This is a genomic window from Ideonella sp. (genome assembly GCF_041918995.1).
GTDB lineage: Bacteria > Pseudomonadota > Gammaproteobacteria > Burkholderiales > Burkholderiaceae_C > Ideonella.
The window spans coordinates 109,132-118,970 of the sequence record NZ_JAYRUN010000015.1 but is presented as its reverse complement, the minus strand read 5'-3'; the positions used below and the strand labels follow the sequence as shown (position 1 = coordinate 118,970).

Annotated in this window: 10 protein-coding genes; 3 read left to right on the top strand and 7 right to left on the bottom strand. The window is 71.8% G+C overall.

From position 1 onward, the window contains the following. The 6 genes from pcnB to murJ form a co-directional block, all read right to left on the bottom strand. Positions 1 to 1,470: polynucleotide adenylyltransferase PcnB (gene pcnB, locus ACE3UN_RS14670; RefSeq protein ID WP_374675711.1), on the bottom strand; the 1,470-nt coding region annotated here is incomplete at its 3' end. After that, entirely contained in the window at positions 1,467 to 2,141 is a 675-nt protein-coding gene (locus tag ACE3UN_RS14665) for an HAD family hydrolase (RefSeq protein WP_374675710.1), read from the bottom strand. The genes ACE3UN_RS14665 and pcnB, both read right to left, overlap by 4 nt. Positions 2,142 to 2,152: 11 nt before the next feature. Then, on the bottom strand, positions 2,153 to 2,830 hold the full coding sequence (hda, locus tag ACE3UN_RS14660; protein ID WP_374675709.1) for a DnaA regulatory inactivator Hda: 678 nt from the start codon (positions 2,828 to 2,830) through the stop codon (positions 2,153 to 2,155). Next, the gene (locus ACE3UN_RS14655; RefSeq protein WP_374675708.1) at positions 2,827 to 3,888 is read right to left on the bottom strand and encodes an AI-2E family transporter; all 1,062 of its coding nucleotides are present in this window, start codon (positions 3,886 to 3,888) and stop codon (positions 2,827 to 2,829) included. The genes hda and ACE3UN_RS14655 overlap by 4 nt, the downstream gene beginning before the upstream one ends. Before the next feature lie 97 nt (positions 3,889 to 3,985). Continuing rightward, complete coding sequence (locus ACE3UN_RS14650) at positions 3,986 to 4,855, bottom strand: SirB1 family protein (protein WP_374675707.1); 870 nt, start codon at positions 4,853 to 4,855, stop codon at positions 3,986 to 3,988. A gap of 36 nt (positions 4,856 to 4,891) precedes the next feature. Then, complete coding sequence (murJ, locus tag ACE3UN_RS14645; protein WP_374675706.1) at positions 4,892 to 6,448, bottom strand: murein biosynthesis integral membrane protein MurJ; 1,557 nt, start codon at positions 6,446 to 6,448, stop codon at positions 4,892 to 4,894. A gap of 188 nt (positions 6,449 to 6,636) precedes the next feature. Between murJ and rpsT the strand changes: the two genes are divergently transcribed. Next, positions 6,637 to 6,933, top strand: coding sequence for a 30S ribosomal protein S20 (rpsT, locus tag ACE3UN_RS14640; RefSeq protein ID WP_374675705.1), 297 nt, complete (start codon positions 6,637 to 6,639; stop codon positions 6,931 to 6,933). 124 nt (positions 6,934 to 7,057) lie between these two features. On the opposite strand, the gene ACE3UN_RS14635 is transcribed toward rpsT, so the two are convergent. Beyond that, positions 7,058 to 7,381 (bottom strand): DUF3579 domain-containing protein, encoded by a 324-nt coding sequence (locus ACE3UN_RS14635; protein ID WP_374675704.1) that lies wholly within the window; start codon positions 7,379 to 7,381, stop codon positions 7,058 to 7,060. A 250-nt stretch (positions 7,382 to 7,631) separates the two neighbouring features. Here ACE3UN_RS14635 and ACE3UN_RS14630 point away from each other — a divergent pair, with 250 nt between their 5' ends. Both ACE3UN_RS14630 and argF read left to right on the top strand, forming a co-directional pair. Continuing rightward, on the top strand, positions 7,632 to 8,825 hold the full coding sequence (locus ACE3UN_RS14630; protein WP_374675703.1) for an aspartate aminotransferase family protein: 1,194 nt from the start codon (positions 7,632 to 7,634) through the stop codon (positions 8,823 to 8,825). Between the two features lie 35 nt (positions 8,826 to 8,860). Next, positions 8,861 to 9,826, top strand: coding sequence for an ornithine carbamoyltransferase (gene argF, locus ACE3UN_RS14625; RefSeq protein WP_374675702.1), 966 nt, complete (start codon positions 8,861 to 8,863; stop codon positions 9,824 to 9,826). Positions 9,827 to 9,839: the final 13 nt, after the last annotated feature.

The following is a 9,839-nucleotide window of genomic DNA, read 5'->3' as shown; positions in this document are numbered from 1 at the left end:
GGGCGCGCCGGCGGCGGCACCGCGGGCGCCCGATGCCCCGCTGCGGCGCGCGCCGCCGGCGCTGGCCCCCCCACGCCTGGGCCGGCTGGTCTCACGCACGGCCTCGATGAGCGCCTCGCGATCGGCGTCACTGCCCAGCGAGAAGTCCTCCCACCACTCCGCCAGCTCGGCCGGCGCCTCGCCGCTGTCGGCGCGCAGCCGAAGGAAATCGAAGCCCGCCCGGAAGCGCGGCTGCTCCACCAGCGTGTAGGGCGTCTGGCCGGTGCGTCGCTCGAAGCGCGGCTGCATCATCCAGATCTCGCGCATGTCCGTGGCCAGCTTGCCGCGGCCGGAGATGTCGCCGATGCGCGCGTCGAACACCGCGTCGATGGCCTGCGACAGCGCCGGCATCGGGTGCTCACCCTGCGCCCGCAGGCCCGACCACTTCGCGTCCACGTCGTGCCACAGCATGCAGGCCAGCATGAAGCTGGGCGCCACCGCCTTGCCTTCGGCCACGCGGCGGTCGGTGTCGGCCAGCGCGAGGTGGACGAACTTCTCACGCGCGCTGCCCTCGGGCGCGTTCGCCAGCACCGCCTCCAGCACCGGGAAGACGCCGCGGTCCAGGCCGTGGCGCTTGAGCTCCGCCAGGCTGGCCAGCGCGTGGCCGGTCTGCAGCAGCTTGATCATCTCGTCGAACAGGCGCGAGGCCGGCACGTTGGCCAGCAGTTCGGCCATGGACTTCAGCGGCTTGAGCGTCTTGGGCTCGATGGTGAAGCCCAGCTTGGCCGCGAAGCGGATGACGCGGATGATGCGAACCGGGTCCTCCCGGTAGCGCGTGGCCGGGTCGCCGATCATGCGCAGCACCTGTGCCTTGGCGTCCTTCAGGCCATGGTGGTAATCCACCACCACCTGCTGGCGCGGGTCGTAGTACAGCGCGTTCACGGTGAAGTCGCGCCGGGCGGCGTCCTCGATCTGCGGGCCCCAGACGTTGTCGCGCAGCACCCGGCCGCTGGCGTCCACCACGTGGCTCTTGCCGGCCATGTCGCCCTTGGCGGTCCTCTCGTTGCCCTCCACCTGCTCGGTGGCGGCGGGGTCCATGTAGGCCCGGAAGGTGGACACCTCGATCACCTCGTGGTCGCGGCCGCGGCCATGGATGACGTGCACGATGCGGAACCGTCGCCCGATGATGAAGGCCCGGCGGAACAGGCCCTTGACCTGCTCGGGCGTGGCGTTGGTGGCCACGTCGAAGTCCTTGGGCCGGCGACCCACCAGCAGGTCGCGCACCGCGCCGCCCACGATGTAGGCCTCGTGGCCGGCGTCCTGCAGGGTGGTGACCACGCGCACGGCGCGCTCGTCCAGCAGCTTGGGGTCGATGCCGTGCTCGGACGCCGGCACCTCCATGCGCTTGCCCAGGGGGATGCGCGCGGGGGCCGCGGGCGCGTCGGCGGGCGCGGGCTTGCCGAGCAGCTTGTCGATGAACTTGCGGATCATGGGGTCTCGAAGAGTCGGAGGATGCGCCAGCCCCGCTCCGTGGCGATGGCCTCGAGCGCGGGGGTGGGGTTGGTCGCCACGGGCGTGGCCACGCGCTCCAGCAGCGGCAGGTCGTTGGTGGAGTCGCTGTAGAAGAGGACGTCGTCGAAGTCGGTCCAGGCACGCTGCTGTGCACGCAGCCAGGCCTCCACCCGCGTCACCTTGCCCTCGCGGAAGGTCGGCACGCCCCGTGCACGACCGGTGGCGCGGCCCTGCACGTCGCGCTCCAGCTGCACGGCCAGCAGGTGCGGCACACCGAACGCCCGGGCAATGGGCGCGGTGACGAACTCGTTGGTCGCGGTGACGATGGCCACCAGGTCGCCCGCACCGAGGTGTGCGTCCACCAGGGCGCGTGCCTGGGGATGCAGTTGGGGCTGGATCACCTCCTGCAGGAAGCGCTCGCGCGCCGCGTCGGCCTCGGCCGGCGGCCGGTGGCGCCAGGCCGAGGTGGCGAAATCCAGGTACTCCGCCAGGTCCAGCGTGCCAGCCTGGTACTGGGCGTAGAAATGGTCGTTGCGGTCGCGCCAGGCCTGGCCGTCCACCCAGCCGATGCGCACCATGAACTCCCCGAAGGCATGGTCGGAATCGGTGGGCAGCAGCGTGCCGTCGAGGTCGAAGAGGGCGAGGTTCACGGGGGGCGGGGTCAAGGGGTGGCGGGCTCGCCTTCGGCCAGCATCTTCTTCAGCAGCGGCACCGTCACCGGACGGCCCTCGGCCAGGGCGTAGCGGTCCAGCCGGTCGAGCAGCGACATCAGCGAGCCGAGGTCGCGGCTGAAGCGGGTCATCAGGTGGTCCATGAGCTCGTCGGACAGGAAGATGCCACGGCGGTCGGCCTCGCGCCGCAGAGCGGCCCGTGTACCGGCTTCGCCCAGCGGCTGGATGGCGTGGATCTGGCCCCAGCCCAGGCGGGTGCGCAGGTCGTCGCGCACGCCCAGGTCCACCGGCGGCAGGCGCCCCGCGGCGGCCATCTGGGCGCCATGCGTGGCGGCCTCGACGAACAGCGCGAAGGCCGCGTGCTGGCGATCGGCGTCCAGGCGGTCGGCGTCGTCGATCACCACCAGCCACCAGCCTTCGTCGTAATGCCAGGGCAGCGGCGTGCGGGCGTCGAACCAGCCCACGCGCGCGCCCTCGGCCCGCAGCTGGCGCGCCAGCGCGGCCAGCAGGTGGCTCTTGCCGGCGCCGGGCGGACCCCACAGGTACACCGGCGCCGACGGGATGGGCAGCCGCCGCAGTGCGTCGACCGCCGCCAGGTTGTCGCCGACGACGAAGGTGTCGAACCCGGGTTCGGTCTCGACGCCGATGGGCAGAGGCAGCTGCTTCATGGGCGGTACAGGCTGCTGCCGAGGTAGGCGGCCGTCACCCGGCGGCCGGCCACCAGCGCCACGGCGGACAGCGGCAGGGCCACGAGCACGCCCACGAACCCGAACAGGTGGCCGAAGGCCAGCAGCGCGAAGATCACCGCCAGGGGCGGCAGGCCGATGCGCTCGCCCACCAGGCGGGGCGTGAGCCAGAAGCTCTCGATGACCTGGCCGACGCCGTAGACGACGGCGACCGCGACCAGGCCGTACCAGCCGGTGAACTGCAGCAGCCCCGCCAGCAGCGCCAGGAGCAGGCCCAGGCCGAAGCCGAGGTAGGGAATGAATACCGCCAGGCCGGTGAACACGCCCACCGGCAGCGCGAGTTCGAAGCCGGCCAGGGCCAGCGCCACGGTGTAGTAGGCGGCCAGGGCCAGCATCACCAGTGCCTGGCCGCGCAGGTACTGGCCGAGCACGCCGTCGCACTCGTCGAGGAAGCGGTCCACCGCCGGGCGGTGGCGCGGAGGCACCAGCGACAGGCTGCGCTCGACCAGGCGGGGCCAGTCCAGCAGGAGGTAGAACAGCACGGCGGGCACCAGCACGGCATTGCCCAGCAGTGACAGCAGCACGCTGCCGCCGATGCGCGCCGAGCTCAGCGCCGCGGCGACCCAGTCCTCCAGGTTGCCGTCCAGCGCCTGCCGTGCCATGGCCTTGATGCCTTCCACGTCCAGCGAGACCTGCACGCCGAACTGCGCCAGCCAGGGGGCCAGCACACGGTCCAGGCGCTCGGCCAGCATCGGCACCTGCGCCTTCAGCAGCGGCACCTCCTTGGCCAGCACGGGCACGATCAGCAGCGCCACGGCCAGCAGGCCGACGACCACGGCCACCACCACCAGCGTGACCGCCAGCACCCGCGGCACCCGGCGCGCGGCCATGCGCTCCACGGCCGGATGCAGGGCATACGCCAGGCTGGCACCGAGCACGAAGGGCATGAGCACCGGCGCGAGCGCCCACAGCACGCCCAGGGCAACGGCGGCGATGGCCAGCCAACTGGCAGTCTGACGCTGGGCGGGGGTGAAGGTCATGGGCGGGATGGGGCGGCGGACGGGCGGCCACCGATGGGCGGCGGGCGGACCGGCAGCGCCGCAGGGCGCGCGGATTTTAGTGGGCGCGTGCGCGGCTTCAGTGCAGCGGCCGCCGCGGCGCGTGCCGCAGCGCGTCCAGTCGGGCCTCGATGGCCGGGGCGTCGGGGGCGTCCGGGCAATGCGCCAGGTAGACCGCCAGGTCAGCCGCCGCCGCATCCTGCCGGCCCAGGTCGGCCAGGAGCAGACCGCGCTCGCGACGCTCGTCCCAGGCGTCCGGCAGCAGGCAGACCAGGCGCTCCTGCACGGCCAGCAGCCGCGCGGCATCGCCCGCCTGCCGATGCACCACCACCAGGTTGCGCAGCATGCGGGCAATGATCTCGCGCGGCTCGGCGGCCTGGAGAAACAGGCCCAGCGGCATCTCGAAGTCACCCACCAGGCCCTGCCGTCGCCGCAGCGGCTCCAGGCGCTCCTCCAGCTCCTCGCGGGAGAGGGAACGGCCGTTGAACGGGTCCATCACCGCCTCGCCCTGGGGCAGCCGCAGCTTCACCAGGAAGTGGCCCGGGAACGACACGCCGCGCGCGGTGAGGCCGGCATGACCGGCCAGCTCGATGTACAGCAGCGCCAGGGAGATGGGGATGCCGCGGCGCGTGGCCAGCACCCGATGCAGGTAGCTGTTGTCGGCGTCGTGGTAGTCGTTCACGTTGCCGGCGAAGCCCAGTTCATGGAAGAAGTAGCGGTTCAGCGCGCGCAGCCGGTGCAGCGCCCCGGCATCGGCCGGCAGGCGGCCGGCCAGGCGCGCACCCAGCGCGTCGATCTCCTCCAGCACCGCCTGCGGGTCCAGCCCGGGGTCGGCGTCCTGGCCCAGCGAGACGGCCGCCTCGATGAGCGCGAAGCCCTCGTCCTCGGCGACCAGCGTGCCGAAGTACTCCAGCGGGCTGGGCGGCTCCAGGCGCAGCGGCAGGCTCATGCAGCCAGTGTAGGCCGATCGACGGCGGGCGGCCGCTCAGGCGCGGCGGGCGAACTCGCGCCAGCGCACCCCGCAGGCCAGCAGCAGCGCGAAGTAGCCCACGATGGACACGGCCATGGTGGCCGCCAGCCAGGCGACGCGCACGCCGGGCTGGGCCTGCAGCCCGAGCCAGTCGACGTGCCGGGCCGCCCACATGAGGCCCGCCGCCAGCAGCGCATTGGCCGGCAGCAGGCGCGCCACGAACAGCGGCCAGCCCGGCGCCGGCCGGTAGTACCCCTGGCGCCGCAGGCCCACCAGCAGCCAGGTGGCATTGACGAGCGCCCCCAGGCCGATGGACAGCGCCAGGCCCGCATGCCCCAGCCAGGGCACGAACACCAGGTTCATCAGCTGGGTGAACACCAGCACCACGACCGCGATGCGCACCGGCGTGCGCAGGTCCTGCTGGGCGAAGAACCCCGGCGCGAGCACCTTCACGCCGATGAGCCCCAGCAGGCCCACGCCATAACCACGCAGGGCCAGCTCGGTCATGGCCACGGCGTCTGCCGTGAAGCGGCCGTAATGGAACAGCACCGCCACCAGTGGCTGCGCGAACAGGCCCAGGGCGATGGCGCAGGGCAGCGCCAGCAGCAGCACCAGGCGCAGGCCCCAGTCGAGCTGGGCGGAGTAACCGGCGTCGTCGCCCTGGGCGCGCCGGGCCGACAGCCCGGGAATGAGCACCACGCCGAGCGCGACGCCCAGCAGCGCGGTGGGGAATTCCATCAGCCGGTCGGCAAAGAACAGCCACGACACTGCCCCCGGGCCGAGGTGGGAGGCGATCTGCGTGTTGATGAGCAGCGACAGCTGCGCCACGGACACGCCCAGCAGGGCCGGCGCCATCTGGGTGAGCAGCCGCTGCACGCCGGGGTGGGCCCAGGCGCGCCGCCAGGCTGCCGGGCCGAAGCCGAGGCGCGGCAGGCAGCCGATGCGGCGCAGCGCGGGCACCTGCACCGCCAGCTGCAGCGCGCCGCCCAGCATGACGCCGGCCGACAAGGCGTGGATCGGCTGGATGCCACGGCGCTCCAGCCACGGGGCCAGGCCCCAGGCGGCGCTGATCATCGCGATGTTGAGCAGCACCGGCGTGGCCGCCGGCACGGCAAAGCGCTTCCAGGTGTTCAGGATGCCGGCCGAGAGCGCCACCAGCGACATGAACCCGATGTACGGGAACATCCAGCGCGTCATGACGACCGCGAGGTCCAGCTCCTGCAGGCCGGCGCCGAACATCCACACGATGACGGGCGCACCGACGATGCCCAGGGCGCAGGTGAGCAGCAGCGCGGCGAACAGCACCGTGGCCACCGCATCCACCAGCCGGCGCGTGGCCTCGTCGCCCTCGGTGGCGCGGGTGGCTGCGAGGATGGGCACGAACGCGGACGAGAACGCCCCTTCCGCGAACAGCCGGCGCAGCAGGTTGGGAATGCGGAAGGCGACGTTGAAGGCGTCGGTGAGGGCACCGGCGCCGAAGCTGGCGGCGATGAGCTGGTCACGGACCAGGCCGGTGATGCGGGACAGCAGCGTCCACAGCGAGACCGTGGAGGCAGCCTTCAGGAGGTTCATGCAGGAGCAGGCAGGCGGCCGCGCGAGGGCCGGGGCGGTTGTCGCCCGCGCACTCCCTGGCGAGCCCAGGGAACAGCGGGCGCCGGATTGTAGACACCCGGGCGCCCGGGCGGTGGCCATCCTTGCCTGCCCTCTTGCCAGGATGCTATACTCGACGGTCTTTCCCACCGGAAACCCAACCAACACCCATGGCCACCTCCTCCAAAGCCAAGAAGCGCACCGTGCGCCTGGCCTCGGGCCGCAAGCGCGCCCGCCAAGACGTCCACCTGAACGCGGCCAACTCGTCGCTGCGTTCGAAGTTCCGCACCTCCATCAAGAGCGTGCTCAAGGCCGTTGCCGCCGGCGACAAGGCCCAGGCCGCCGAGGCCTTCAAGAGCGCCCAGAGCGTGATCGACTCGATCGCCGACAAGGGCATCTTCCACAAGAACAAGGCCGCTCGCCACAAGAGCCGCCTGTCTGCCAAGGTCAAGGCGCTGGCCGCCTGAACCTGTTTCCGGTGGAATGCCAAGGGCCCGCACTGCGGGCCCTTTTCATTGCGGGGTACCCCGCTTGTACCCATGAAAAAGGGCTCGCGTCGCGAGCCCTTTTTCATGTGCCCCAGTCCCGGGCTCAGCCGGGCGGCGGGTCTTCCAGCAGGCAGGCCTCGGCCACCTGCAGGCCGTTGTCGCGCGCGAAGTTCATGACGAAGTCCCAGGCCATGGGCTCGATGTCCTTCAGCGCCTCGTTGACGATGACGCACTTCACGCCGTTGATCACGCGGGGCACGCAGTAGGGCGAATAGCCGATGTGCGCGCCGGGCCCGCCCACCGCGCCGCCCGGCCTGAACGACGACATCGCGCCGGCCAGACGCTCCGCCCAGTCGCTGGGGCGGAAGGTGCGGCCTTCCAGGGTGACCCCCTGGATGAACACTTGGCGAGGCTTGTGAAGGGACATCGGGCGCAACGCGAGGCGGCGGACCGCGCGTTGTAAGGCATTTGGCTGGCAGGTCACTGACGCCCCCATGGGTGACGGGGGGTTGGCGCGCCCGCAGGCGAAGCAGCTATTGTGCCTTGCGCTGCTGCGCCGCAGCATGCCCGGCGGTCGACGGCCGCCGCTGCGTAGAATCGGCGCCCCTTGCCGCCCGGCTGCCCACGCGCTGCCGGCCCTGCCTCGCCCCCCGTTGGACGCCCCGGAAAGCCCGCCCATGACCGCCTCCATGCCGCACGTGATGAACACCTACGGCCGCCTTCCCGTGGCCCTGTCGCATGGCCAGGGCTGCCGGGTGTGGGACACCACCGGCAAGCGCTACCTCGACGGCCTGGGCGGCATCGCGGTGAACACGCTCGGCCACGCTCACCCGCGGCTGGTGCCGGCCCTGCAGGCGCAGATCGCGCGCATGATCCACTGCTCCAACTACTACGAGAGCCCGCTGCAGGAACAGCTGGCGGCGCAGTTGTGTGCCCTGTCGGGGCTGTCCTCGGCCTTCTTCTGCAACTCCGGGCTGGAGGCCAACGAAGCGGCGCTGAAGATCGCCCGCAAGTACGGCCACGACCGCGGCATCGCCCGCCCCGAGGTGGTGGTGTTCGAGAAGGCCTTCCACGGCCGGTCCATCGCCACCCTGTCGGCCACGGGCAACCCCAAGGTGCAGGCCGGCTTCGAGCCGCTGGTCGAGGGTTTCGTGCGGGTGCCGCTGAACGACATCCAGGCCATGCGCGAGGTGGCGGCCACCCGCCCGGACGTGGTGGCGGTGTTCCTGGAGACCATCCAGGGCGAGGGCGGCATCCACGCGGCGCGCGCCGACTACCTGCGCGCGGTGCGCGCGCTGTGCGACGAGCGCGGCTGGCTGCTCATGCTCGACGAGGTGCAGTGCGGCATCGGCCGCACCGGCAAGTGGTTCGCGCACCAGTGGGCCGGCATCCTGCCCGACGTGATGCCGCTGGCCAAGGGCCTGGGTTCCGGGGTGCCCGTGGGGGCGGTGGTGGTGGGCGAGCGGGCGAAGGACGTGCTGGGCCCCGGCAACCACGGCACCACCTTCGGCGGCAACCCGCTGGCCATGCGGGCCGGCATCGAGACGCTGGCCATCATGGAGGCCGACGGCCTGCTGGACAACGCCGCCACCGTGGGCGCGCGCCTGAAGGCCGGGCTCGAGCGCGAGCTGGGCGGCCTGCCGGGCGTGGTGGAGGTCCGCGGCGCCGGCCTGATGATCGGCGTGGAGCTGGACCGCCCCTGCGGCGTGCTGCTCACGCGGGCGCTGGAGGCCGGGCTGCTGTTGTCGGTGACCGCGGACAAGGTCATCCGCCTGGTGCCGCCGCTCATCCTGACCGCTGACGAGGCCGACGAGATCGTCGCTTTGCTGTGCCCGCTGGTGAAGGCCTTCCTGGCCGAGCCGGCGGCCTGACGCACGCGCCTGGCGCCTGCCCCGAACCCGACCCGATGCAACCCGGCCATTCGCTCATGAAGCACTACCTGCAGTTCAAGGATCTCCGCGCCCAGGAGTACGCCTACCTGTTCGAGCGGGCGCGCGTGATCAAGCAGCGCTTCAAGAACTACGAGAAGTACCAGCCGCTGGTCGACCGCACGCTGGCCATGATCTTCGAGAAGGCCAGCACCCGCACCCGCGTGAGCTTCGAGGCCGGCATGTACCAGATGGGCGGCTCGGTGGTGCACCTGACCACCGGCGACAGCCAGCTCGGCCGCGCGGAGCCGATCGAGGACTCCGCCCGCGTCATCAGCCGCATGGTCGACCTGGTGATGATCCGCACCTTCGAGCAGACGAAGATCGAGCGCTTCGCCGCGCACTCGCGGGTGCCCGTGATCAACGGCCTGACCAACGAATTCCATCCCTGCCAGATCCTGGCCGACCTGTTCACGTTCCTGGAGCACCGTGCGCCCGTGAACGCCCAGGGCTACGACCTGGGCGGCCTGAAGGGCAAGGTGGTGGCCTGGGTGGGCGACGGCAACAACATGGCCAACACCTGGCTGCAGGCCGCGGAGATCCTGGGCTTCACCGTGCACGTGAGCACGCCCAGCGGCTACGAGGTGGACCCGAAGGTGGCCGGCATCCGCGACACCGGTTGCTTCAAGGTCTTCGCCGACCCGCTGGAGGCCTGCCGCGGCGCCCACCTCGTGACCACCGACGTGTGGACGAGCATGGGCTACGAGGCGGAGAACGAGGCCCGGCTCAAGGCGTTCGCGCGCTGGTGCGTGGACGCGCCGATGATGGCCGTGGCGCAGCCGGACGCGCTGTTCATGCACTGCCTGCCGGCCCACCGTGGCGAGGAGGTGGCCGCCGAGGTCATCGACGGCCCGCAATCGGTGGTCTGGGACGAGGCCGAGAACCGCATGCACGTGCAGAAGGCCCTCATGGAATATCTGGTGCTGGGCCGCATCGGCCGCTGAAGCCCGTCATCGG

Excerpts from the sequence above, each read along its gene's own strand:
- argF (WP_374675702.1), top strand. The coding sequence starts at position 8,861 with ATGCAACCCGGCCATTCGCTCATGAAGCACTACCTGCAGTTCAAGGAT.
- ACE3UN_RS14655 (WP_374675708.1), bottom strand. The coding sequence starts at position 3,888 with ATGACCTTCACCCCCGCCCAGCGTCAGACTGCCAGTTGGCTGGCCATC.
- ACE3UN_RS14630 (WP_374675703.1), top strand. The coding sequence starts at position 7,632 with ATGACCGCCTCCATGCCGCACGTGATGAACACCTACGGCCGCCTTCCC.
- rpsT (WP_374675705.1), top strand. The coding sequence starts at position 6,637 with ATGGCCACCTCCTCCAAAGCCAAGAAGCGCACCGTGCGCCTGGCCTCG.
- ACE3UN_RS14635 (WP_374675704.1), bottom strand. The coding sequence starts at position 7,381 with ATGTCCCTTCACAAGCCTCGCCAAGTGTTCATCCAGGGGGTCACCCTG.
- ACE3UN_RS14650 (WP_374675707.1), bottom strand. The coding sequence starts at position 4,855 with ATGAGCCTGCCGCTGCGCCTGGAGCCGCCCAGCCCGCTGGAGTACTTC.
- hda (WP_374675709.1), bottom strand. The coding sequence starts at position 2,830 with ATGAAGCAGCTGCCTCTGCCCATCGGCGTCGAGACCGAACCCGGGTTC.
- murJ (WP_374675706.1), bottom strand. The coding sequence starts at position 6,448 with ATGAACCTCCTGAAGGCTGCCTCCACGGTCTCGCTGTGGACGCTGCTG.